The organism is Nitrospirota bacterium (genome assembly GCA_040755395.1).
In the GTDB taxonomy this organism is placed as follows: Bacteria; Nitrospirota; Nitrospiria; order Nitrospirales; family Nitrospiraceae; genus DATLZU01.
The window spans coordinates 153,278-177,136 of record JBFMAX010000005.1; the positions used below are offsets into that span (position 1 = coordinate 153,278).

Here is a 23,859-nt window from a genome sequence, read left to right on the forward strand (position 1 = left end):
GGAAAAGGCGCGTTCCCGGTCAGTTCAGCAAGGCTGGCCGTTGAAGAGACAGGGCTTGTAACGCGTGACGTCGAAATCGATGTTCTCTTGGTACACCAGTTCGTTCCCGTTCACGCCGTCGCGCTGGGGATCGTTCCACATCGTGTGGTTCCACCAATAGAACAGAGGATAGCTCTCGGTGTAGTAGACCGGATTGCCGTAGTTGCTTCGCGTGTACTCTTCCACCAGGCGTCCCGTCACGTAATCGACCACGCCGTTGCCCTGCAACGAGTACAGGATGAGAAAGAGACGGGCCTCGTGGTCATACAGTTCATCGATTCGCGTATTGAAATCCGGTTCGACCGGCAGGGATTCACGGGTCCATCCGGCTTGAGCCGGCAGAAGCACCGTGAGGAGAAGCGCAACACCGAGGGCGAGCCGCAACGTGGCCATAGGATCATCCTCCTACGTTGTACAGCAGCGCGACGGAAAATTTCGAAAATCGTACCACGAGAATATCGCTTGTTCAACAGGAACTCTCGAGTCGCCGGGCGACGCTCCCCGGCTTGCCGTCGCACTATGGCCTTCCCTATAATGACGCCGCTATGCGAACATCTCGTCCCCGCGCTTCCTTGCACACGCTCGGTTGCCGGCTCAACCAGGCGGAGACCGCTCTGCTGGCCGACCGGTTGCGACGCGACGGATACGAGCTGGTCGAGTTCGGCCGGCCGACCGATCTGCTCGTGCTCAACACCTGCTCCGTCACGGAGAATGCGGAGAAGGATTGTCGCTATGCGGTGCGCAGAACCCTGCGCCATTCCCCCCATGCCTTCGTGGCCGTGACCGGCTGCTACGCGCAAACCGGCATGCAGGTCCTGCGCGATCTGCCGGGGATCGATTTGATCGTCGGCACCCAATACAAGATGAACCTGCCGGATTACCTGCCGGCGCCGGCCGCCCTGAAGAAACAACCGGCCCCCCAGGTGCTTCATACGAAAGCGATCGCACGTGAGGATTTCCTGCTGCCCGGCGCCGGCGAGTGCGGCACGGTGCGGGCGCCCCTGAAAATCCAGGACGGCTGCAATTTCATGTGCAGCTTTTGCCTCATTCCGTTTGCGCGGGGCCGCGAGCGGAGCCGCCAAACCGACGATGCCGTCCGTGAAGCCGAGGAACTGGTCGCAAAAGGCCACCGTGAAGTGGTGCTCACCGGCGTGAACATCGGACGATACGACCGGGACGGGCGCGGGCTGATCGACCTGATCCGCCGCTTGGAAGGCATCGCCGGCCTGGAACGGATCCGTATCTCGTCGATCGAGCCGACGACGATCCCGGACGAGTTGCTCGACTACATGGCTTCGTCCTCCAAGCTCTGCCGCTATCTCCATGTTCCGCTCCAAAGCGGCGACGACGGCATCCTGCGGGCCATGAACCGGCGCTACACGGTCGGCGACTATGCGAGCCTGATCGACAAAGCGGTCCGGACGATCCCCGATGTGGGGCTGGGCACCGATCTTCTCGTCGGGTTTCCGGGCGAAGGCGAGAAGGAATTCGCGAACACCCTGCGGGTTGCGGAAGAGCTGCCGTTCTCCTACTTTCATGTCTTCAGCTTCTCCAAGCGTCCCGGAACGGCCGCGGCCCGTCTGACCAATCCCGTGAACCCGGCGACGGTCAAGACGCGGACGCGGATCCTCTCGGAACTCTCCCGAGCGAAACGCCTGGCCTTTTACCAAAAGCAGATCGGCCGGACGGTCCGGGTGCTGTTCGAAACCAAACAGAAGGACGGGCTGTGGACCGGCTTGACGAGTACCTTCACGAAGGTCGGGGTCTCTTCGGATGCCGACCTCACCAACGTCATCAGGAATGTGGTCATCACCGGAGCGATGGACGGTCTCGCGGTCGGACATCTCGATCCCCCGACCGGCGCCACCTTGCGTCCGCGCCTTCGGGAGATCCGATTGGTCGCCCATGACTAACCCAACGCGCTTCAAGACCGTGCACATCGAAACGTTCGGCTGTCAAATGAACGAGTATGACAGCGAACTGGTTCGAACGATCCTCCGGAAAGAAGGCTTCGACTTCACCGAGGATAAGGAACGGGCCGACATCGTCTTGATGAACACCTGCGCCGTCCGGGAGAACGCCCACAACAAGGTTTACGGCCACCTCGCCGAACTGAAAGCCATCAAGAAGCAGCGTCCGCTCGTCGTCGGTGTCCTGGGCTGCATGGCGCAAAATTTGAAGAAGGAGTTGACCGAGGCCGAACCGATCGTGGACGTGCTGGTCGGGCCAGACGCCTATCGCCAACTCCCGGGCTTGATCAACCGGGCCGTCGAATCTCAAGAGCAGGGACTCCGACGGAAAGGGATCGCGGTCGACCTGTCCGAATACGAGACCTACGAGGACATCCTGCCGGAACGCGCCGAAGGCGTGAACGCGTGGATCGCGATCATGCGGGGCTGCGACAACTTCTGTACCTTCTGCGTAGTGCCGTACACGAGAGGTCGGGAACGGTCGCGCGATCCGCAGGGCGTGATTCGGGAGGCCGAGCAGTTGATCGCGCAGGGATTCAAGCAGATCACGCTGCTCGGACAAAACGTCAATTCCTATCGGTTCGGAGACTGGGACTTCGCTCGGCTGATCACCGCCGTGGCCGACCTTGCCGGAATCGAGCGGGTCCGCTTCACTTCGCCCCATCCGAAGGATTTTCCGCCGGCTCTGCTGGACGCAGTGGCGGAACACCCGAAGATCTGCAAGCACATCCATCTGCCCCTGCAATCCGGCAACGACCGCATCCTGGATTTGATGAACCGCACCTACACGCGACGGGAATACTTCACCCTCGTCGAGGAGATCCGGCGCCGGAATCCGGAGATCGCCCTCTCAACGGACATCATCTGCGGGTTCTGCTCGGAAACGGAAGACGAATTCCAGGACACTTACCGAGCCGTCGAACAGGTCGGATTCCATTCCGCGTTCATTTTCAAGTACTCCGAACGCAAGAACACGATCGCCGCCCGAAAATATGCCGACGACGTGCCGGACCCGGTCAAGGCCGACCGGGTTATACGACTGGTCGACATCCAGAAGGGGATTTCGCTCCGGAAGAACCGGGAACTGCTCGGCCGGACGGTGGAAGTCCTGGTCGAAGGCAATGCCAAACGGTCATCCGGCCAGTGGATGGGACGGACCGACGGTAACATCACGGTGGTCTGGGAGAAGGATGACAGCCAGACCAAACCGGGAGACCTGCTCCCGATCGTGATTCAAGATGCCTCGGCCACTACGTTGTTCGGCCGGCCGGTTTCCCGGACCGGATTGTGCGGCAGACCAGCCTGATCCGTCTCCCCTTCCTTTTTCAACCGATTCCATCACTGCCCGCCGATTTGACACGACGACATCCTTCTGTCGGCTGTCTGGCGGGACAAGCAAACAATATTGCACACCGCTTTTCCCAATCTGGACATTCGCCCTTTCAATCGCCTCGTTCTGTGTAAGTAAGGGCGGAAGCACGACTTCTCAGAAAAGACATCCGTGTTTTCAACGCAAGGCATTCTTTGCAGATATAAAAACAATGCATTCTCAACATCTTATATGCTTTCATTGAAGTGCCTCTCGAAGCAAACACTCCTGGTGATCATTCCGCCACGACACAATGTCTCGGCAGCGAAAAACCTAACAACTTGTTGAACGGAAACGCGGAGCTTAGGGGCATAACCTTTGCTTCAAAAATTGAGCAATCACTTCTCACGCGTGGCCGAACGAGATCAGCATCTCCTTGAGCGATCAAGAGGGCGATCATCGTGGAGCGACCGACGGAAGCACAACGCGATCGGAGGGAAAGCGGTATGAGTCTGGAAACCATGATCTCGGTCGGCGTCTTTGGTTGGCTGGCGATCGGTATGGTCTTGATGGGACTGGGAATCTGGTAGACGGATCTCACGCTCCCATCTTTCCCGCCACAGTTTCTCGACGACTCAACCCAATTCTCGGCTCTTTTCAAAAGGAGACATTCCATGAACGTCCACGGCCGTTATTCGCCCGTTTCGAGCTGGTTGACGATCGGGCTCATGCTCGGTCTGATCGGCGTCGGTCCGCTCGGCTGCTCCTCGCTGGGCGGCCCCGGCACGAAGATTCATCAAAGTTCGCAAGGAACCGTCTATCTCGAAGAAGCTTCGGACTGGTCGTTCGAAGCGGGCCATCCGACCGTGATCGACCCGGCCACCATCGCGGCCACACTGCGCGGCGTGGTGATCGAAGCTCCCCCAGCCGTATCCCATCGAGGATCGGCCAGGGCGACGAAGCCGGCCCGCGTGTTCAGCGACGAAGACGTCGCGTTCCTCGCTCCCCTCTTGGCGCAAGGCCTGTTGCACGCCAAACCCGAACATCTCGTCGTCTTTCGCGTGAACCAGCCGACGTCCTCGGGAGCGGAACCGACGTCCGGCGTCCTGTATGTGCAGAAGGGATCCCTCTATCTCGCCTTGACCCACTATCACGGGGAAAAATGGAAGTCCGCGGACGTACAAACCCGGATTGGCGCGATCGGGTTTCTTCCGGAGACGGCGGCCCGCATCGAGACCGCCGCTGCGATCGGACAACCCGATCTGACCAGTCTGGCGATCGATTATCGCTTCCTGGCCAAAAATGCCCCCCTCACAGCCATACCGGCCAAGGCCGCACCAGCCAAACCTGAACCGATGCCCGTCGCCGCGGCGATGCCCGTCAGCATGCCGGAGCCCCCGCCGGCGCCGCCGGCGGCCGCACCGCTACAAGACCAGAAGGATGTGGAATTCCTGACCCTTAAACTGGAAGAATTGCGCCAGGCCAAGGAAGCGCTCGACGCGAAGGACGGTCAAATCAAGGCGATGAAGAAGGAAGTCGATTCGCTCCGCCGTCAACTGATCGAACGGGAAACGGAGATCAAGGTCTTGAAAGCCAAGGGCGTATCGGCCAAGTTGCCGCAAAAGAAGGCCGCGAAGGTGACGAAAAAGTAGGCAAGAGCCGGCCGGAGATGAACGTCTATGCCACCTCGATCAACTCGGGCTGGAGAAGCACCACTTCCTTGGACAGAGGCGGCCGGAAATTCATCCGACAGTAGCAGGCATAGGTCACGTAGGTGTCCTGCAGGCAATACAGCGCGATTTCTTTTCCTTGGCCCTTCGCCCACATCTCCGCGACCTGGAGCCCGCTGCCGGATTTGGTTTCGACGTTCAGCGCGCGGGCAAGCACATCCAGCTTGATCCAGCCGCGCGAATCCCAGTTGCTCCAAACCGCCATGGTGTCGTACACCGGCTCGGTCCGGAACTTGGCCAGGTTGATGTCGATGCTGGGCCTGACCTGGTGAATGACGGACCGTTTCTTGATAAACGGTAGGTCGAAACCCAGCCCGTTATGCGTAATGAATAGGCTCGGACGCTCCTGCCCCAGCCTGGCCCAGAACTGCCGCAGTAATTCCCGCTCGTTTGCCCCGTACCAGGCGATCCCGCCGCGCGGCTCCATCGCGTCGGAGAATTCGATCAGGCCGATGCAGACGATCCGGCTGAAGGTGCCGTCGAAAGCCGACTTTTCATAGAGCTCATCCTCCATCCGCTTCCGATCCTGGGCCTCGCCCAGTGTGAAGAGGTCGCAATCCCCCTCGGCCAGCACGTCATCAGGACGGGCCGGCGTGACGCCGACGAGCCGGGCCCACTCCTCGCGCGGCGCCTGCACGGTCTCGATGTCGAGGACGATTTTCATAATTCAACGCGAGACAAGCGAGACAGGCGCGAAAAGCGGGAGGCGCTGTCGCTTCTACGATTCGCGCTACTCTCGCTATTCCCGCCCGTCTCGCTTAGATCAAGGATCGAAACATGATCACCGCACCCTGATACGTCCCGTCGTTCTTCCGCACCGCGCCGGGGATGACGGCCAGTTCATGGAAGCCGAGCTTTTCCCAGAGACGGCGCGCGACCCGGTTTTCCGCGAACACAAGGTTGAAGATCACGCTCCGATACCCAAGCTGTTTAGCGTAGTCCAGCATCGTCGCGCCCAACAGCCAGCCCAGGCCTTTGTTGCGCCATTCCGGCGCCACGATAAAGCCGGCGTTGGCGACATGCCTCGCCCGTCCGGGCCAGTTCGGTTTGAGGTAGAACGCTCCCGCCATGTCCGAAGCGCGCAAGCGATCCGGCGCGTAGGCTGCCACGGTGCTCTTGCCGCGAAACCAGTACTCCATGAAGTCGTCCTGATCCGGAGGCCGTTCGTGCGGGTACGAAGTCCCCTCCTCCACGATCACCCGGTACAGCCGTCGCAGGGGCTCCACGTCACGTTCGTCGGCCAGCACCAACTGAACCGGCGAACCGTCTTTGAGTTTCGCCTCGACGGGAAAGCGAACGCTCATTCCGCCGAACCTTCGCCTTGTCGGCGCTGCAGCGCCTCGAGCACGGGCCGATCCGCCGGCGGAAAGGCGAACTGTCCGAATTCCTCCGGCGCAATCCATTTGACCTCCGCGCAGTCCACCGGTTTCACCTGTCCCTCCGCAATCGCGCAACGAAAGAAATGCAGCTCGACCGTTCGTTCCGGGTATTCATGTCGGATCACCTGAAAGTGGACCGGAGCAGTCACCGTGATCGACAGTTCCTCGCGTAACTCGCGCCGCAGACAATCTTCCAACGTTTCACCGGCCTCTCGCTTCCCGCCCGGAAACTCCCACAACCCTCCGAGGTGAACGCCGGACTTCCGGCGCGCGATCAGATAACGACCTTCATGGCAGATGAGCCCGGCCGCCACTTGGATGACCGGGACGGTCTTTTCCTTGCTCATGAATCGGCGTCCTGAGCCGCAGACCGGAACGACGCGTCAGACGCCGTTCGGATCGAACGGGTAGGCCTTGCAAAACTCCTTCATCGGGCACAGCAGGCAATAGGGATTTCTCGCGGTGCAGACCATCGCGCCGAAATCCATCAACGCCTGGTTGAAGTCGTACCCCTTGCCCTTGGGAATCAGCGCCTCCGACAGCGCCCAGAGTTTGTTCCTTTGCCTCTTCGGATCGCCCTCGCCGACAAAGACCCGATACAACACCCGCATGACGTTGGTGTCCAGAATCGGCGCATCTTCGTTGAAGGCGAACGCCCGGATGGCACCGGCCGTGTAGCGGCCGATGCCTTTGAACGACAACAGTTCCTCCGGTTCCTTGGGCACCGCGCCGCCGTAACGCGCGACGGTTTCGCGCGCGATACTGTGCAACCGGTGCGGCCTGATGTTGTATCCGAGGGGATACCAGGTCTTGCAGACTTCCTCGACCGGCGCCTCCGCCAGATGAGTCAACGTGGGATAGCGCTGCAGGAACTCGTGATACTTGGGAATGACCCGATCCACCTGTGTCTGCTGCAGCATCACTTCGGACACCAGAATCTTGTAGGGATCGGAAGTCTTCCGCCAGGGCAGGTCGCGCCCGTGCTGCTTGTACCATTTCAAGAGACGCATCTGGAATCGCCGTTTCAATCCCGGCGAGATGGGAAAGCTCGCGGACTTGGACGGGCGGGCGGATCGAGACGACGATTTCTCGTTGGATCGAGAGCGACGCGGCATGGCGGATTGGCGGCATTCTAGGAGCCCGCCTCGTGAAATGCAAACGCCCTTCTTGACCCACTTCCTCAGCAGCCCCTACACTCCCCGTACGAATGGGCCGATCTCGATCAGAACCTGACGGAGCGAAGAAGCGGACCCGCGTCGTCATCATCGGCGGCGGCTTCGGCGGGTTGACGGCCACGCAATCGCTCCGCAGATCGGGACTCGACGTCGTCCTGATCGACCGGACCAACCATCACCTGTTCCAGCCGCTGCTCTACCAGGTCGCCACCGCCGCGCTCTCCCCCAGCGACATCGCCTGGCCGCTCCGCACGATCTTCCGGTCGCGAATGAACGTGCAGGTCGTCATGGATGAGGTCCAGGCCATCGATAGGATCAGTCGACTGGTCGTCCTGGCGGAAGGCGGGGCGCTTCCCTTCGACGCGCTTGTCGTCGCGCCGGGCTCACGCCACTCCTACTTCGGACACAACGAGTGGGAGGCTCACGCGCCGGGATTGAAGACATTGACCGATGCTCTGACACTGCGCGAGCGGCTGCTGCTGTCGTTCGAGAAGGCGGAACAACTGAAAGGCGCGGCCGAAGCGCAACGGTATCTGACTTTCGTGATTGTCGGAGGAGGCCCGACCGGCGTGGAACTGGCTGGGGCCCTGGCGGAGATCGGGCGCAAGGCCATGACGCCGGACTATCCCTCCCTCCGCTCAGCCAATCTGAAAATTCTGCTGCTCGAAGGAACCGAACGGATCCTCTCGGCCTATCCGCCGCTGTTGAGCGCCAAGGCGCAATGGGCGCTGCAGGCCATGGGCGTCACGGTCATGTTGAACACCAAGGTCGTGGACGTGACGCCGCAGGGAGTCTCAACCGGCCGCGAGTTCATTGAAACCGCCAACGTCATCTGGGCCGCCGGCAACACCGCCTCGTCGCTCATCCAGTCCCTCAAGACCCCGGTCGATTCCGCCGGGCGGGCCATCGTGCGCGCCGACCTCACCATCCCGGACGATCCCTGGATCTTCGTCATCGGAGACGCCGCCTGCTGCCTCGGAGCAGACGGCAAACCTCTGCCCGGCCTCGCGCCGGTGGCCATGCAGGAGGGGCGCTACGTCGCGCGGGTGATCGCGAAGGGCGTTCCTCAGGACCGGCGCGAGCCGTTTCGCTATGTCGATCGCGGCATGATGACGACGATCGGACGGGCCAAAGCCATCGCGCAACTGGGGCCGCTCAAACTGTCCGGCCTGCCCGCCTGGCTCATCTGGTGCGTCGTCCACATCTTTTTCCTGATCGGCGTCCGCAACCGCTTCCGGGTCATGTCCGAATGGATCTGGTACTACCTGACCTTCCGCCCCGGCGCGCGGTTGATCTATTGGAAACAAGAGAAGCGGGACTGAGCGCGGTTCGCAAAGGGTCTCATGGATCATGTCCCCTGCCATGCCGTTCGTCCATGAACGCGTCCTCTCTTCCTTGCCCGTGTGGAAAATAGCTGTCAGCGTCAGCCATCAGCTTCCCCCTTACCTGTCTCCTCTCCCCTAGAATGGGAGAGAGGGTTGGGTGGGGGGACATTTTCACGAGCAGAGAGAGCCGCAGGTTCATCGGAACCATATGGGAAACAGTTCCGTTGTCTCTGGACCGCGATCGTAGTAGACTCCCCTCTATCAAAATTGTCTCACAATTGTGATAGGAGAAGCCTAATGCCGATCATCAAACCCATTTCGGATCTGCGCAACAAGGCCAACCAGTTGTCTGCGCTGGTTCACGAAAGCCGTGAGCCGGTCTTCATCACCAAGAACGGAGAAGGGGATATGGTGCTGATGTCCCTGGCGCAGTATGCCGAGCTGCAGCGCAAACTCGAGCTGTACGGCAAGCTGGCGGCGGCCGAAGCGCGGGTGGCGGCCGGAGAGCGAGGCCGGCCGCTCAGTCAGGTCATGAAGACCCTGCGGAAACGGATCCGTGAACACAGGTAAGGACGCGGTCCGGCTCCTCTCCATCGCCGAACAGGATCTTCTGGACATCGTGACCTTTGTCGCCGCCGACAACCCTCCGCCGGCGGTCGCCCTGGCTGATCGGATCGAGAACGATTTACATCGCCTCGCGCGCCATCCCTACCTCGGAAAGATCCCGAACGACGAGCGGCTCGCCGCTCTGGGTTACCGGGTCCTGGTCATCGAGAACTATCTGGTCTTCTACAAGATCAAGGGCAAGACCCTCCTGGTCCACCGCATCCTCCACGGCACACGGGATCTGCCGAGTCTTCTGGAGGAACTGTGATGATGGGTCAGTGGAACCCGGAGAGAAGTGGACGGTACCCGTTGCACGGCGATCCCCAGCCACTGTTCCTCAAGCGCGGCGCGCAGGCCCGGGTTCCCATCGATCACGCACAACGGCGGCCGCCGGAGCCCTCGCGTAATCAGGCCCTCCAGCAGTCCACCCCAGGCGGACGTCGACTCGCTGGTGAGCAATTCCAGTCTAGCACCACCTTCTGCCCCTCCGCCCGCACGCCGAGGACGACCAGGACCGGAGCCGAGATGACCTTCTGGGCCACCCGCACCCGCAGTGCGATCGCATCCAGGTACAGCATGACGATCTGCTCATCACACAGCGAGCGCCGACGCCATTCCTCGAACAGGGATTTCAGCCGCCCCACGAGACGGGAGATGGCGCTCTTGGAGAGCGGCGCATGTCGGAGCAATGGGGCCAGCGCCCCCTGGATGCGGCGCTGGTTCGCACCGGTTAGATAGGCGCCGAGCAGAGCGGCGTCCACCGCTCGGGCGCGACGCTGATACCGCGGCCGCAAGTGGCTCCGCCATTCCACTTCACGTCCGTCCTCCAGCAACCGAGCACGCGGCAGTGCGATCTGTGCTCTCCCCAAGCCGGTCGCGATGCTGTGTGATGTTCGCCCATGCCGGTATCCGCGCCGTGCTCCATTCCGCTCATACGGCACTGCCAACACTTCGGTCAGCTCGGTCTCCACCACGGTGACAATCATCTCGCGGACCTGCTCGCGCAGCGCGGCGGTCAGCAGATCAGGCCCAAGACAGGCTTCCACTGCTCCAGAACCTCGTGTAGACTTGCTGCCCATAGGCGTATTCCTCCTCGGTTATGGCGCTCCCCAGGGCCAAGTGTTGTGGCGCTGAGAGAATACGCCTTTTTAATGTCCACAAGAAGGGGGACACCACCTGATCGACATCCGTGGAGTGTGGAACAAGGGCACTCCCACGAGAAGTCTCTATCAGTATCACCTGTTGCTCGCGCTCTGTGAGCGTCTCAGCTTCCACTTCGCGCAAGATTTTTACTGGTACAACCCCGGCTCCCTGCCTGCCCCGGCCGAGTGGGTGAACGTCCGGCGCATTCGCGTCAAATGCGCTGTGAACCAAGTGTGGTGGCTGAGCAAGACGCCTTGGCCCAAGGCCAATAACCGAAACGTATTGAAAGAATACAGTGACGACATGCTGCGTCTGCTGGCTCGTGGGTATCGCGTGAAGGCTCGCCCGAGCGGCCATAACATCACTCCGAAGTTTAACCGTAATCACGGCGGCGCCATTCCTCCCAATTTGATTGAACTCGGCAACAATGACTCCAACGGCGAGTACTTGAAGCGCTGCCTCGAAGCGGGGCTCCCGGTGCATCCTGCGCGATTCCCCCGCGGTCTGCCCGAGTTTTTCATCAAACTCTGCACCGACCCCAAGGACCTGGTCCTCGATCCGTTCGCTGGGTCGAACGTCACGGGTGAAGCAGCCGAGCGCCTCGGGCGTCGCTGGATTGCCATCGAGCTCGTGAGGGACTATTTGGAGGGTTCCAAGTTCAGGTTCGTCGAGCCGCCGCTTTTGGCCCTCATGCACAAGAATGGATCCTCCCGGAAGGGCGCAGCCCGCGCCTGACGTGAATTGAGGAACTTCAAGCGTCTCTACCGTATCCTCCGCGACATCTACGGCGATTCGGCGCCCAGTGTCCGCGAAATCCGTCTGGTCCTCGCAGTCGGAAGAGTCCTCCATGGGGACCAACCGGAGACTGTTAGTGCAGAACTTCGGCTCCAGCCTCGTGTGGTCGAGAGCCAAGCGGCCGCTATGCGTGCAAAAGACCTTCATGGATTCTCAGTGGCTGAATACCCGATCAGCGCCGAAATCTTGGCCGGCAGGCGGCAGGGGATTTCTCAGATGCTCCTCGGGGCACTCGCCGAGCGACGCTTTGAGGAGCTGACCGAAAGCATCACAGGAGGAAGAGTTCTCAAAATTGAAGACCATCGGCCCTCTCGCACCGACACCGACTATAGGCTTTTGAACGGAAACGACAGCCCGATCTGCCGGCTCAACATCAAGTTCCACGGCACGTTGTTCCGAGACGCGCCACGCTACGTCTGGCTGGAACCTCAAGACTGCTTCGCTTTGGTCACCTATAAGATCAACAACGCGCTCAAGCGGCAGGATTCAGAACGACTGCCTTATGTCTTTCTCGTCCTGAGTGTTCCTGACCTCAGTTCCGCTGATGTGGGAAAGCTGATTCCCGACGACTACGTGTGGGCCCTGGCGGTGCTGAAAGGGAAGAGATCTCTGGAGGAAGCCATCGTCGATCACCTGCGCTCACCTGATTACTTGGATCGCTTTCGTCCGATCTTCGAGCGCATGCCGGAGGGCCAGTTCCGCATCATTTCTGCCAAGAAAGCCTACAGACTTCTGACCGAGAGGCTCTTCGAACGAGTCCACGCCCTTAGCCTGAAAGGGTTTACAAGGCGGTTTCGCAACGCCGAGATTGATATGCATTTCTCCCTCTCGACCGAGCTGACCCCTATCCGGACTTTCCTCGAACTGCTGGTTCGTGAGAGCCCGCAAAAGTTCGCCGTCAGCCTCTACATCGGGGATTATTAACAAGCCGCTCCCCACCCACTCTGACCCCAACAAAAGCGGAATGATGAGCCCTGCCTTGCGACTTGCGTGGAGGCTCAGGGCCCGCACTTCCTGAGCGGACGCGGTCGCCCTTGGCGACGGCGAGCACTGTTCGAAGTTCCGTTCGAGCAAAGCTCGGAATGGAACAAGTTGCGCAGCCGAGCGGATGGGAAGGTTAGTGCGGTCGTACGACCCATTGCACGCGGCTGGCAATGAGTGCCCCGGCGCCGGAGCAACCAGGGCTCACCACTCCGCTTCCAATCGATCCACCACGATCTGGTGCACGACCGCATGTCGCCCCAGCATGGCAAGGTAGATCGTCGTCTCGCCGAGGGTTAACGCTGACCTGGCTCGACGATCCGTTTCCATCGGTCGAGGAAGGGTTCGTGCAACGCCGTTGAAAAATTTTCCAGCCGGCGTTCGATTTCCGCCCGATCGACCTTGGGATTCTTCCGGAGCAGGCGAGCGACATCTTCCAGATCGCGGGGACGTCCGGCCACGACCTTGTGAATCACGAGATCTTCAAGCGCAGCAAAGCGAACCTGGGCGTCGCCTATCGCCACGCTCTTGGCACGCTTCAGAGCCACGGCCTCGTAAGGTGAATTTGAGAAGATGAAGTCCACGCGGATTCCTGAGTCAGGATCTTCGCAGGGCAAGACCATCGTCTGGCGCGTGAAGGTCTCGGCCTCGACGAGCACCTTCAATCGAAGGTCGGCCGCAACCGCTTGTAGATCTGCCAGATGGGAGACATCCAGTCCCAGCGTGACGTCGATATCTTTGGTGAGGCGCGGTTCCCCATACAATAACACCGCCTGCCCACCGATGACCATGTAGGGAATACGGGCTCGATCGAGCGCCAGGGCGAGCCGTTCAAGTAGGCGAGTGAACATTGAGCGCCTTGGCGAGGCGGAGATCGACCTCGATCCCGTCGAGGGGATCGGAGAGCGGGAAGATACCAAGGGCCCTGGCTTCTTCATAGAGGCCCTCGACGATGCGCAAATTCTCACGATGGCCCCCGGTCCCCCCGGTTTGTTGGCTTCGTTCGAATTCCTCAAGAAGTGGATCCGGCCTAACCATAGCTCCTCTGTTAAGCTCAGGGTAGGTGCAGATTCTAACACAATCGGCCGGCGATTCCCTCTTCCCCCGGATATGACGCGATAGGCGGTGTAGCTTACCAGTCAGCTCCTAATCGATCCACGATCACTTGATGCACGACCGCATACCGTCCCAGCGTGGCGAGGTAGATTGCGGTCTCGGCGATGTCGTAGGGGCTGATCTTCTCGCTCCGCTCGATCTCCTTCGGCGACGCATCGACCAGGTCGTCCGCCACTCCGCCAGGACAGATCGCGCTGACTTTGATGTTGTACGCGCGCCCCTCGTCCGCCAGCGACTTGGTCAGCGCCATGACCCCATGCTTCGACGCGCTGTAGGGGCCGGTGCCGGCCCAGGCCTGCACGCCGGCCACGCTGGACATGTTGATGATCGTCCCGCCCTTTTGCGTCATCATCTGGCGGAAGCCGGCCCGGCAACAGAGGAACGTGCCGCGCAGATTCGTGTTGATCACGCGATCGAAGTCCTCGGTTTTGGTCTCCGCGATCCGGCCGCCGCCCCCGATGCCGGCGTTGTTGACCAGAATATCCAGCCGCCCGTACCGCGCGACGGTTTCGCCGATGAGCCGTTCGACCTGCGTCTCATCCGTCACGTCCGTCGGAATCGCCACCGCTTTCCCGCCTCGCTCCTGGATCTGCGCCACCGTTCGGTCACAGAGGTTCTTTCGCCGCGCGGCCACTACGACCTTGGCCCCCTCCTCGGCGAAGCGCAGCGCAATGGCTTTCCCGATCCCGCTGCTGCTTCCGGTGACGATCGCGACTTTCCCGTGCAACCGTTTCATGTTGCTCCCCCTTGACCGGTCTCTGACCTCCTGAACGGTCTCTGACCCACTGAATACCGTATCCCGTGAAGCGTATCTCGATAAGGTCGGAGCTAAGAGCTGATAGCTGGTAGCTTCGGTCGCGCGTTACGATCGACGCCGGCAAGCCGACGCTTCACGAGGCTTCTTGCAATTGGTCCGATCAGCCCCTTATTCTGTGACGCGGAAATGGAGTCGTCGTGTCCGATCCTTCGCTCAAACTATCAGACCTGACTCTAGTCGAGCTGAAGGAACTCGTGCAAGGGTTGGTGGACGACCGGCTGCGCGAGTTGCTCGGCGATCCGGACCTCGGCCTGCAACTGGGCGAGGCCGTTCGAGCCAGACTGAAGGCATCTCTCGCCTCCACGGCGCGGATCAGCGGGGATGAGATCGCGGACAAACTCGGCCTCAAGTGGTGATGGAAATGGCCTGGTACCGTCTCGCCTTCAAACCGGAGGTCGTCGCCGATCTGGCCGAACTGGAGAAGCCGATGGCGCAGCGGTTGTTCGACAAGACCAAATGGCTCGCCTCCAACGTCGAGAACCTGCGCCATGAACAGGCAACGCCGGATCTTCCCGGCCTCTCCAAGTACGCGGTCGGCGACTGGCGTATCTTCTATTCGGTGGACCGCGCCGAACAGGTACTCGACATCCACTGTATCGCGCACCGCAAAGACCTGACCGAACCGTAAAGGGTAAGGGGTGAGGCGTGAGGGGTGAGGAGAGATGGTGACCGTCACCTGGTCCGCCGTTCAAAAGCTCAAGGCGTTGATCGTCGAACATCCCGATGATCCCGTCGTCCGCCTGACGCTGCGCGACGTCGATGAAAACCGGCTGGCATTCAGCATCACGCTGGAGAACGCCCCACGGCCGGATGATGAGGTTCAGACCATCGAAGGCCTGACCGTCGCGGTGGAAGGAAAGAACGCGCCGCGCATGGACGGGATCGTCCTGGATTACCGGGAGCCGCAGGGCTTCAAGTTCCTCCATCCGGGCCAGACGGAGGAGTTTACGCTGACCTTGCCGAATCTGAATTAGCAGGCATGGAACATGCCTATCGCATCGGCGGTAAGACGCTGCCGACATGGAGCGTAAAACACCCCTGCTCCAGATCCCGCACATAGCGAGCCAGGGTTTCGCGGATGACCGGAAAGGCCAACAGGTCCCAGGGAATGGTTTCAGGCGGGAACAGTTGAACCTCCAGGCTCTCGGCCCCGGCCTTGAACTCCGGGTTTTTCATCCGTCCGCGGAACACCACATAGACCTGGCTGATATGGGGCAGGCTGAAGACCGCGTAGAGCGACGCGATCTCCACGTCCGCATGGGCCTCTTCGAGGGTTTCCCGCAGCGCGGCCTGCTCCGTGCTCTCGCCGATTTCCATGAATCCGGCCGGAAAGGTCCACAGGCCGGAACGCGGCTCGATCGCCCGGCGGCAAAGCAGAATCGACCCGTTCCACTCCGGGATGCAGCCGGCCACGATCTTGGGGTTCTGATAATGGATGGCCTGGCAGGCCTCGCAGACGAACCGGGGCAGGTTGTCGCCGGGCGGCACTTTCCGGATGACCGGCGCGCCGCATTGACTGCAGTACTTCATAATGACCCGCTATTGCCCACGAAACGCTCCGGCCTGCGAGACTGGCGGGAAAAGCGAGACTCGCAAGACCGGCCAATCTCGTCCGTCGCGCACGTCCCGCTCGTCCCGCTGAGCCGCGCTCAACATGGATAGCACAATCCATCGATTCTTTGCACCTTGCCCGCGAGGACTCGAACCGGTGCTCGCGGAAGAATTGCGAGGACTCGGGGCGCAATCTGTGACTCAGACGCCGGGCGGTATCGGCTTTACGGGGCCGTTCACGCTGTGTTACCGTGCGAATCTGGACAGCCGTATCGCCAGCCGCATGTTGTGGCGGATTTGCGACGCCCCCTACCACACCGAGCAGGACATCTACGAGGCCGCATCGGCGGTCCGCTGGGAGGATTGGATTTCTTCGCGCCGCACGATCAAGGTCAAAGTCAGCGCCCAACACTGCCCTCTCAAAAGCCTCGACTTCGTCACGCTGCGTATCAAAGACGCCGTCTGTGATCGATTCAGAGCGATCGGTCAAGGACGGCCCGGCGTGGAGACCCGACAGCCGGATGTCCGTATCGACGCGTTTCTCGACCGGACGACCTTGACGTTGTACCTGGACACATCCGGCGAGCCGCTCTTCAAGCGGGGCCTGCGGCAGAGCGCGACCGAGGCGCCGCTGCGGGAGAATCTGGCGGCGGGGATTTTGAAATTTGCCGGCTGGACGCCGGAGCAGGTTTTGCTCGACCCGATGTGCGGCGGCGGGACGATTCCCATGGAGGCGGCGATGATGGCGCGCGATATCGCGCCAGGCCTCGGCCGGCATTTCGCCTTCGAACGGCTGCAGAACTACGACGGCAAGCTCTGGAGTCGCCTCTGCGAGGACAGGCGGGCGCAGCAACGTGACAAGGCTGACGCGGCGATCTTTGCCAGCGACCGCGACGCCGGGGCCGTTCGGGTCGCAGAAGCCAACCTGAAAGCCTCCGGTCTTGCCGGCTCCGTCCGGCTTGCCCAAGCGGACATCCTGGCCCTAAGCGCACCGGCCGACACCGGCCTGATCGTCACGAATCCTCCCTACGGAGTGCGGATAGGCGATGAAGGTCGGCTTGCCGCGTTCTATCCGAGGCTCGGCGACGCGTTGAAGCGCCGTTTTCCCGGCTGGACCGCCTATCTCTTTTCCGGCGATCTTCGCCTGCCCAAACTGATCGGGCTCGCCCCCTCCCGCCGCATCCCGCTCTTCAACGGCGCCCTCGAATGCCGGATGTACGAATTCAAACTGGTGCGTGGCACCAACAGACGGAAAGCCGTCCTGCCAGCCGGATGAGATTTGACCGTCAGTGTATGGAGAGGTACTGGTACATCGCCTCGATGTTCTCGAGGAACCAGTCTGGATAGCCGTTCCACTTTTCATATTTCGGCAGGCGGATGGTCTGTTTGGCTTCTTCCAGGGTCATCCCTTTCAACACCGCCTGGCGCACCTCCCTCAACAGGTCTTCGAGGTATTCCCGGAACATCTGCACATGCTCCTTGCGGCCGACCGGGCCGTGACCCGGAGCGAGGACATCGAAATCCAACTGCTCGACCCGCCTGAGCGACTCGATCCACTCTTCGGGATAGGAATCGCGCATGCGCCGATAGGCGACGGCTTCCACCGGAATGAAGTCCACGGCAAAGAGCAACCGTTCCTGAGGCAGCAAGAGCACCACGCTGTTGTCCGAATGGTTCCGGCCGACGTGGATCACCTCCACATGTTTTCCGCCCAGATCGATGAAGAGCCGGTCGGTGAAGGTCAACTCCGGCACGGGCGTATCGGCTTGCTTCTTTTCCAGAATATCCTGCCTGGCTCTCCAGTGGCTGACGAAAACGGCCGTGTCCGCGAACACGGTGCCGCCCGTGATGTGGTCGGCATGGTCGTGGCTGTAAATGACATAGCGCACCGGTTTCGCCGTGAACTTTTTGAGTTCCGCCTTGAGCCAGGTCGCGGCCTCTACGCTGATCGGGTCCGTCGCGATCACGCCGTCCGCCGTCACGACCACCAGCGCCTTGTGCGCTTTGTGCCGGAAGAGAAAGACGTCCTCGGCCAGCTTCGTCAGTTCGTCGGTCGGTTTGGATTCCTGCGCCGCCACGGCGTCAGGAACCAGAAACATCCAGACACAGAGAAAGCCCGTAAAAAGTTGTGTTAGTGTACGCATGAGACGTCTCCTGTGATATTCGCTATGGTAACGCTCGATGCTACGCACGCGCCCGCATCGCGTCAACCGCAGTAAGCGGACTGCTGATGGCTGACCGCGGTTTTTTGAGCAGTCCCTATGAGCCATTGGCTTTCCCGTGCAGCACGAAACTAGCCAACAGCTAGCAGCGAATAGCTCAAAGCTATTTGCTGTTTGCTACGAGCTACTCGCTCTTTTCAGAACGCGGATCAACCGAGAAGGAAGATGAGTTCGAGCATCCGGCGCATCTGCCTCGCCGCTCTAGTCCTGACGCTCACAGGCTGCAACTTCTTTCAACATGCCTGGCCGTCGAGCCATCCTCTCCCCGCCAGCCGGATGCGTGAATCGGTCGTGCGTCGCGTCCAACTTCAGATTCAGCCCGACATCGAGCGGTATCTTCCCCTCCAAGAAGCCGCAGCGCTCAAGGCGCTGGCCGACACCGATGCGGTTCCCGGCGCGTTCCGGCGGCGTCTGACGCTCATAAGCTTGACCGACCCCTGGTCGGGCCTTGCCAACCTGGAGCGCCAGGGGCTCCTGATTGCGGAACTGGCCGAGTCCGGCATGGAAAGCCTGCCGGCGCTGATCGACGTCATGGAAGCTGGGATGGACCGGACGGCGGCGTTCTTCAATCCCCTGCCCTTTCCCGGCAGAACCAGCCTTGACGGTCTTCTGACCTTTCTGACCGACGCCTTGGCGCAAGCGTCCGACTTGCGGGAGAAGGCGCTGCGGAATCTCAGCCAGGAGGACCGGCAATTCCTCTTCGCGCACGCCGGCCGATCGGTCGAACAGTTTACACCGCACGTGGCGTCGGTCAACGAGGTTATCTTGACGCAAGCCAAGGAAGATTACCGCTTCGTCCGCCTGCTCGAAGAACAGGTGGACTATGCGTCGCTGATCGCGGCGGCCCAGGCCTTGACCCGACTGGCCAACGACCGCTGGCTTGAACAGGTGCGGCTCGCGGTTCGCGACAGCCGGCCCCTCGCGACGCCGCCCGCCGGAGTGACGGGAGATGTGCTGCTGGCTAAGCCCACCTCCTACGGCATGATCGTGGTCGGCGGACCGGGACCCAACACCTACGATGTGGACGCGCGCATCAGCCTCATCCTCGATCTCGGCGGCGACGACACGTACCGAGGCATAATCGCCTCGGCCGGAGACGCCGAACAGGGCAACAGTGTCGTCATCGACGCGGCGGGCAACGACACCTATAGCGCCGCGCCGTTGGGGCTCGCCACGGGCCGCCTCGGCGTGGGCCTGCTGGTCGACCTGGCAGGGGACGATGTGTACCAATTGGCCGATGGGTCGGGCGGGGCCGGCTTCGCCGGTCTGGGCATCCTTTACGACAAGGCCGGGAACGACGTGTACATGGGAAGCCGCTTCACCCAGGGAGCGGCGATCGGCGGGCTGGGCTTGCTCCTGGACGAAGCGGGCGACGATCGTTACACCAGTTACGGCTACGCCGTCGGGTTCGGCGGGCCGTCCGGTGTCGGCGCGGTCCTCGACGTGGCCGGGAACGATTTCTATCAGTGCGGCGAGAAGCATCCCAGCGAGTACAACGCGACCGACGCGCCGAACGCCAAGGCCGGCGATCCGGCTTTCCAGTACGACTGCTTCGGGCTCGGTGCAGGATCCGGCAAACGGATCTTTTCCAGAAAGACCGAGCACCACGCGCTCAGCCTCGCCGGCGGCTGGGGCTTGCTGATCGACTCGGAGGGCCACGACCGCTACCGCAGCTCGAATTTCTCGCAAGGGGCCGGCTACTTCTTCGGCGTCGGGATCAAATTGGATCTCGACGGCGACGATGAACACGCGGCCGCGCGCTACGGCCACGCAGCCGGCGCGCACGACGGCGTCGCGCTGTTCCTGGACTCGCACGGGGACGACCGCTACGACTCCACCGGGCCGTTTTACAACAACGGCGCGGCCTGGGACCGCAGCGTCACGTTGTTCATCGACGCAGGCCAAGGCAACGACGTCTACGACTTGCGCCGATCAACCGGCCTCGGCCGCGCCGACCACCGTTCGTGGAGTCTCTTCGTCGAAGAGGGCGGACGCGATCGCTATGCCGTTCCCGACGGCATGGGCATGGTCTCGGATCACAGCGTGAGCGGCTTTTTCGATCTGGCCGGGAACGACGAGTACATGCTGATCCCCACGCCGCCCTCCATAGACCGGGAACGGCGAGGCAACGGGCGGATCATTTTGGATCGGGCTGGCGGCCTTTTCATCGACCGCTGAGCGACCGGCTGAAGAGCAGAATCCCGCGGCGCTCCGCTCGCACGCATCGCCGGCTGACAAGCTGAAATTGAGCTCAACTTGACTCACGCGAACCGGTGGCTATCTGATGTTCATTGCTGCTGAGCGCGTCACATGTGTGCCGTTGTCGGCAGTCTCAATACTTGACAGCCACGCGGAGGGAAACCCATGAACGATGAAGCGGTCCTGCTGCAATTGCCCGTCCTGCCGATCAAACGCACCGTCCTGTTTCCCGGCGTCATGATGCCTCTGACGGTCGGGCGGGCGCGGTCCGTCGCCGCGGTGGAAGCGGCCATGAAGACGGAAGAGAAGACGCTTCTGATCGTGGCTCAACGCGATCCGCAGACGGAAGAGCCCGGTCTCGACGATCTCTATCCCATCGGGACGAAAGCGGTCATCAAGCAAGTCGGCCGCGCGCCGGAAGGCGTCCTGCATGTGCTGGTTCAGGGACTCGACCGTGCCGTGCTGTTGAAACTCGAACAGACCGAGCCCTTCATGCTCGCCCGCGTCCGGCACTCGCCGGTGGCGGAGGATTCCGGCACGGAGGTGGAGGCGTTGCATCGGGCCATCCAGGACCTCATGACGGATCTGCCGAAGCTCATCCAATCGCCCGGGATTCAGGAAGCCGTCACGGCGCTACGGAATGAAGACGACCCGGTGGCGCTCGCCTATCGTATCGCGTCGTTCCTCAACCTCACCGTGGAAGGGGAGCAACAGTTGCTGGAAGCGCAGACCCGGTCGGACTTGCTCCGCGGACTCTACGCCGCTCTGTCGCGGGAAATTCAGATTTTCCAACTGCGCGAGAAAATCGCCAGCGAAGCCCAGGCCAAGATCGGCAAGACGCAGCGCGAGTACATCCTGCGCGAGCAGTTGAAGGCGATCCAGCAGGAGTTGGGCGAATCGGAGAGCGAAGAAAGCGAGGTCGCGCACCTCAAGAAGCAGATCCAGGAGGCCGATCTTCCCGACCACGTGCGGAAAGAAGCAGAACGCGAGGTCGCGCGGCTCGCAAAGATTCCGCCGGCTTCGCCGGACCATCAGGTGATCCGCAGCTATCTGGAGCTGGTCCTCGAGCTGCCTTGGAAAAAGGCGTCGCAAGACAGCCTCGATCTTGCCCGCGTGCGCCAGGTCCTGGATGAGGACCATTACGGGATTAAAGAGGTCAAGGAACGCATCGTCGAGCACCTGGCGGTGTTGAAACTCAATCCCGGCGCGAAAGCGCCGATCCTCTGTCTGGTCGGCCCGCCGGGTGTGGGCAAGACCAGCCTGGGCCAGTCCATCGCGCGGGCGATGGGCCGGACTTTCGAGCGGTTCAGTCTCGGCGGCGTCCACGACGAAGCCGAACTGCGCGGCCACCGTCGGACCTACGTCGGCGCGTTGCCCGGCCGGATCATTCAGGCCATCCGTCGGGCCGGCGTGAACAATCCGGTGCTGATGCTGGATGAAGTGGACAAGATGGGCCGCGACTTCCGGGGCGACCCGGCGGCCGCGCTGTTGGAAATCCTCGACCCGGCGCAGAATCACACGTTCCGGGATCATTACCTGGATCTGCCGTTCGATCTGTCGAAGGTCTTCTTCATCACGACGGCGAACACGCTCGATCCGATCAGCCAGCCTCTGCTGGATCGGATGGAAGTGATCCGCCTGCCGGGCTACAGCGAACGGGAAAAGCTGGAGATCGCGGTCCGCTATCTCTGGCCGAGGCGGCTGAAGGAAGCCGGCCTGCAACCGGAACTCGTCGCGTTGCCGAACGACGTGATCGAGCACATCATCAGCCGCTACACCCGGGAGGCGGGCGTGCGGCAACTGGAGCAGATGCTCGGCCGGTTGACGAGGAAGGTGGCGTTGAAGTTCGCCGATCAGCCGGACGACCACCCGCGCGAGCCGGTCACGATTGTAAAGGAGCAGCTCAACGACTGGCTCGGCTCCGAACGGTTCATGCCCGAAGAGGCGCGCAAGCAGCTTCCGCCCGGCGTGGCGACGGGCTTGGCCTGGACGCCGACCGGCGGAGACGTGCTGTACGTCGAGACCAGCCTGCTCCCGGGCAGTCACGAGTTGACGCTGACCGGACAGTTGGGCGACGTGATGCAGGAATCCGCGCGAGCGGCGCGCAGCTACCTGTGGGCCCATGCCGAGGCGATGGGGCTGGACATCTCCCGCTTCAAGCGGAACGGGGTCCATATTCATGTGCCGTCCGGCGCGATCCCTAAGGACGGCCCGTCCGCCGGCATCACGATGGCCACGGCCTTGGCGTCGGCCTACGTCGGCACGCCGGTCCGCAGCGATACGGCCATGACCGGGGAGATCAGCCTGAGCGGGTTGGTGCTGCCGGTCGGCGGGATCAAGGAAAAGATCCTGGCGGCGCACCGGGCCGGCATCAAGCGCATCGTCCTGCCCAAGGCCAACGAGAAGGACCTGAAGGACGTGCCGGAAGAAGTGCGGCAGGATCTTGAGTTCATTCTGGTGGAGAAGATCGAGGAAGTGCTGCAGGCCGCGTTCGCGTCGCGGCCTGACACCTCCGCCGCTCGCGAACCGACGGAAGGCGTCGAACCGGCGGTCGGTCTGCCGGCGTGACGGAACACAGAGCCCGGCCATGCGCTGTCATGACCAGGCTCAGCCGTTCCCAGCCATCCCCGTCGGCGTCGTCTCACACCCGGGAACGTAGCTGCTTGTACCGGAAGCAGCGGACCGTGTGGTCGTTGACCATCCCGACCGCCTGCATGAAGGCATAACAGATGGTCGAGCCGACGAATCGAAATCCTCGTCGTGTGAGGTCCTTGCTCATCGCGTCCGATTCACGCGTACGGGCGGGAATCTCCTTCAGCGACCGCCGGCGGTTGACCTTGGGTTTGCCGCCGACGAATTGCCAGACGTAGGCGTCGAAACTGCCGAACTCCCGTTGCACTTGCAGGAAGGCTTTGGCGTTGTCGATCGCAGCCGCGATCTTGAGCCGGTTGCGGACGATGCCCGGATCGGTCAGCAGCCGCCGGATTTTCTTCCCGTCATACTCGGCTACGGCTTTGGCGTCGAACCCATCGAAGGCGGCGCGGTACGCGCCCCGCTTTTTCAGAATCGTCTCCCAGCTCAATCCCGCCTGAGCGCCTTCAAGAATCAGAAACTCGAACAGCCGCCGATCGTCGTGGACCGGCATGCCCCATTCCTCGTCGTGATACCGAGTCATCAGCTCGGTCTTCGCCCACTCGCAGCGGGTTTTCATTGGCTCCTCCAGTCAGGGATCAATACTGGTGCCACTTGCCTGCGACGAAGTCAAGCGACGCTCCGCTTGACAAAAACCCGATCCGATCGGTCTGGCAAAAGAATGAACAAATCGGTAAGCTACTCACATCTGGGACACCGCGCGTCGGGCAGTTCGCGCGAGTCGCGAGACTTGCCTAAGGTGCGAGCCTGTCGCTTTATCCTTTCAGCAGGTCGCGGCCGTACGCTCGAAAAGACCGTGTAAGAATCAACGGAACCAAACCGGCAGCACCATGCTTTTCCATAAGAAAAT

General features: G+C 61.6%; 26 protein-coding genes and 1 pseudogene. 15 read left to right on the forward strand and 12 right to left on the reverse strand.

The genetic code is table 11. The features are described from left to right. Positions 1-24 precede the first annotated feature (24 nt). Positions 25-432: a hypothetical protein gene (locus AB1555_10335; protein ID MEW6247095.1), complete on the reverse strand. Its 408-nt coding sequence runs from the start codon at positions 430-432 to the stop codon at positions 25-27. Between the two features lie 152 nt (positions 433-584). Here AB1555_10335 and mtaB point away from each other — a divergent pair, with 152 nt between their 5' ends. The 4 genes from mtaB (at position 585) to AB1555_10355 (ending at position 4,970) form a co-directional block, all read left to right on the forward strand. Continuing rightward, positions 585-1,952, forward strand: a complete 1,368-nt coding sequence (gene mtaB, locus AB1555_10340; GenBank protein MEW6247096.1) for a tRNA (N(6)-L-threonylcarbamoyladenosine(37)-C(2))-methylthiotransferase MtaB — start codon at positions 585-587, stop codon at positions 1,950-1,952. Beyond that, the gene (gene miaB, locus AB1555_10345) at positions 1,945-3,315 is read left to right on the forward strand and encodes a tRNA (N6-isopentenyl adenosine(37)-C2)-methylthiotransferase MiaB (GenBank protein ID MEW6247097.1); all 1,371 of its coding nucleotides are present in this window, start codon (positions 1,945-1,947) and stop codon (positions 3,313-3,315) included. Before mtaB ends, miaB begins: the two co-directional genes overlap by 8 nt. A gap of 464 nt (positions 3,316-3,779) precedes the next feature. Then, the gene (locus AB1555_10350; protein ID MEW6247098.1) at positions 3,780-3,908 is read left to right on the forward strand and encodes a hypothetical protein; all 129 of its coding nucleotides are present in this window, start codon (positions 3,780-3,782) and stop codon (positions 3,906-3,908) included. 84 nt (positions 3,909-3,992) lie between these two features. Continuing rightward, on the forward strand, positions 3,993-4,970 hold the full coding sequence (locus AB1555_10355) for a hypothetical protein (protein MEW6247099.1): 978 nt from the start codon (positions 3,993-3,995) through the stop codon (positions 4,968-4,970). A gap of 25 nt (positions 4,971-4,995) precedes the next feature. Here the strand turns inward: AB1555_10355 and AB1555_10360 are convergent, their stop codons facing one another. The 4 genes from AB1555_10360 to AB1555_10375 all read right to left on the reverse strand — a co-directional run bounded on the left by AB1555_10360 (position 4,996) and on the right by AB1555_10375 (position 7,437). Further along, complete coding sequence (locus AB1555_10360; protein ID MEW6247100.1) at positions 4,996-5,712, reverse strand: 3'-5' exonuclease; 717 nt, start codon at positions 5,710-5,712, stop codon at positions 4,996-4,998. A gap of 94 nt (positions 5,713-5,806) precedes the next feature. Next, positions 5,807-6,352: a GNAT family N-acetyltransferase gene (locus tag AB1555_10365; GenBank protein ID MEW6247101.1), complete on the reverse strand. Its 546-nt coding sequence runs from the start codon at positions 6,350-6,352 to the stop codon at positions 5,807-5,809. Beyond that, entirely contained in the window at positions 6,349-6,774 is a 426-nt protein-coding gene (gene mutT, locus AB1555_10370; protein MEW6247102.1) for an 8-oxo-dGTP diphosphatase MutT, read from the reverse strand. Before mutT ends, AB1555_10365 begins: the two co-directional genes overlap by 4 nt. A 36-nt stretch (positions 6,775-6,810) precedes the next feature. Continuing rightward, complete coding sequence (locus AB1555_10375) at positions 6,811-7,437, reverse strand: A/G-specific adenine glycosylase (protein ID MEW6247103.1); 627 nt, start codon at positions 7,435-7,437, stop codon at positions 6,811-6,813. 197 nt (positions 7,438-7,634) lie between these two features. On the opposite strand from AB1555_10375, the gene AB1555_10380 reads away from it, so the two are divergent. From AB1555_10380 to AB1555_10390, 3 genes are all read left to right on the forward strand, one after another. Beyond that, complete coding sequence (locus AB1555_10380; protein ID MEW6247104.1) at positions 7,635-8,924, forward strand: NAD(P)/FAD-dependent oxidoreductase; 1,290 nt, start codon at positions 7,635-7,637, stop codon at positions 8,922-8,924. A gap of 300 nt (positions 8,925-9,224) precedes the next feature. Continuing rightward, a complete protein-coding gene (locus tag AB1555_10385; GenBank protein MEW6247105.1) occupies positions 9,225-9,497 on the forward strand; it encodes a type II toxin-antitoxin system Phd/YefM family antitoxin in 273 nt (90 codons plus the stop codon). Beyond that, the gene (locus tag AB1555_10390; protein ID MEW6247106.1) at positions 9,484-9,801 is read left to right on the forward strand and encodes a type II toxin-antitoxin system RelE/ParE family toxin; all 318 of its coding nucleotides are present in this window, start codon (positions 9,484-9,486) and stop codon (positions 9,799-9,801) included. The genes AB1555_10385 and AB1555_10390 overlap by 14 nt, the downstream gene beginning before the upstream one ends. Here AB1555_10390 and AB1555_10395 read toward each other — a convergent pair. Further along, a pseudogene (locus AB1555_10395) lies at positions 9,717-10,612 on the reverse strand (transposase). The gene AB1555_10390 and the pseudogene AB1555_10395 sit on opposite strands and share 85 nt — an antisense overlap. Positions 10,613-10,727: 115 nt before the next feature. Between AB1555_10395 and AB1555_10400 the strand changes: the two are divergent. Continuing rightward, positions 10,728-11,411, forward strand: coding sequence for a site-specific DNA-methyltransferase (locus tag AB1555_10400; protein ID MEW6247107.1), 684 nt, complete (start codon positions 10,728-10,730; stop codon positions 11,409-11,411). Positions 11,412-11,627: 216 nt separating this feature from the next. Then, a complete protein-coding gene (locus tag AB1555_10405) occupies positions 11,628-12,395 on the forward strand; it encodes a hypothetical protein (protein ID MEW6247108.1) in 768 nt (255 codons plus the stop codon). 353 nt (positions 12,396-12,748) lie between these two features. Here the strand turns inward: AB1555_10405 and AB1555_10410 are convergent, their stop codons facing one another. From AB1555_10410 to AB1555_10420, 3 genes are all read right to left on the reverse strand, one after another. Then, positions 12,749-13,303 (reverse strand): nucleotidyl transferase AbiEii/AbiGii toxin family protein, encoded by a 555-nt coding sequence (locus AB1555_10410; protein MEW6247109.1) that lies wholly within the window; start codon positions 13,301-13,303, stop codon positions 12,749-12,751. Then, a complete protein-coding gene (locus tag AB1555_10415; GenBank protein MEW6247110.1) occupies positions 13,284-13,490 on the reverse strand; it encodes a hypothetical protein in 207 nt (68 codons plus the stop codon). Before AB1555_10415 ends, AB1555_10410 begins: the two co-directional genes overlap by 20 nt. 94 nt (positions 13,491-13,584) lie before the next feature. Further along, the gene (locus tag AB1555_10420; GenBank protein ID MEW6247111.1) at positions 13,585-14,304 is read right to left on the reverse strand and encodes an SDR family oxidoreductase; all 720 of its coding nucleotides are present in this window, start codon (positions 14,302-14,304) and stop codon (positions 13,585-13,587) included. 218 nt (positions 14,305-14,522) lie between these two features. On the opposite strand from AB1555_10420, the gene AB1555_10425 reads away from it, so the two are divergent. The 3 genes from AB1555_10425 to AB1555_10435 are packed head-to-tail and all read left to right on the forward strand — an operon-like array spanning position 14,523 to position 15,359. Then, a complete protein-coding gene (locus AB1555_10425) occupies positions 14,523-14,741 on the forward strand; it encodes a hypothetical protein (protein MEW6247112.1) in 219 nt (72 codons plus the stop codon). 5 nt (positions 14,742-14,746) lie between these two features. Next, entirely contained in the window at positions 14,747-15,013 is a 267-nt protein-coding gene (locus AB1555_10430; protein ID MEW6247113.1) for a type II toxin-antitoxin system RelE/ParE family toxin, read from the forward strand. Between the two features lie 34 nt (positions 15,014-15,047). After that, positions 15,048-15,359 (forward strand): iron-sulfur cluster biosynthesis family protein, encoded by a 312-nt coding sequence (locus tag AB1555_10435; protein MEW6247114.1) that lies wholly within the window; start codon positions 15,048-15,050, stop codon positions 15,357-15,359. Positions 15,360-15,375: 16 nt separating this feature from the next. Here AB1555_10435 and AB1555_10440 read toward each other — a convergent pair whose 3' ends face one another. Then, a complete protein-coding gene (locus AB1555_10440; GenBank protein MEW6247115.1) occupies positions 15,376-15,915 on the reverse strand; it encodes an NUDIX hydrolase in 540 nt (179 codons plus the stop codon). A gap of 124 nt (positions 15,916-16,039) precedes the next feature. Between AB1555_10440 and AB1555_10445 the strand changes: the two genes are divergently transcribed. Next, positions 16,040-17,212: a THUMP domain-containing protein gene (locus AB1555_10445; protein ID MEW6247116.1), complete on the forward strand. Its 1,173-nt coding sequence runs from the start codon at positions 16,040-16,042 to the stop codon at positions 17,210-17,212. Between the two features lie 10 nt (positions 17,213-17,222). Here the strand turns inward: AB1555_10445 and AB1555_10450 are convergent, their stop codons facing one another. Beyond that, complete coding sequence (locus AB1555_10450) at positions 17,223-18,080, reverse strand: MBL fold metallo-hydrolase (protein ID MEW6247117.1); 858 nt, start codon at positions 18,078-18,080, stop codon at positions 17,223-17,225. A gap of 243 nt (positions 18,081-18,323) precedes the next feature. Between AB1555_10450 and AB1555_10455 the strand changes: the two genes are divergently transcribed. Next, entirely contained in the window at positions 18,324-20,336 is a 2,013-nt protein-coding gene (locus tag AB1555_10455; protein MEW6247118.1) for a hypothetical protein, read from the forward strand. Positions 20,337-20,522: 186 nt separating this feature from the next. After that, on the forward strand, positions 20,523-22,925 hold the full coding sequence (gene lon, locus AB1555_10460) for an endopeptidase La (protein ID MEW6247119.1): 2,403 nt from the start codon (positions 20,523-20,525) through the stop codon (positions 22,923-22,925). 73 nt (positions 22,926-22,998) lie between these two features. On the opposite strand, the gene AB1555_10465 is transcribed toward lon, so the two are convergent. Beyond that, a complete protein-coding gene (locus AB1555_10465; protein MEW6247120.1) occupies positions 22,999-23,568 on the reverse strand; it encodes a DNA-3-methyladenine glycosylase I in 570 nt (189 codons plus the stop codon). Positions 23,569-23,859: the final 291 nt, after the last annotated feature.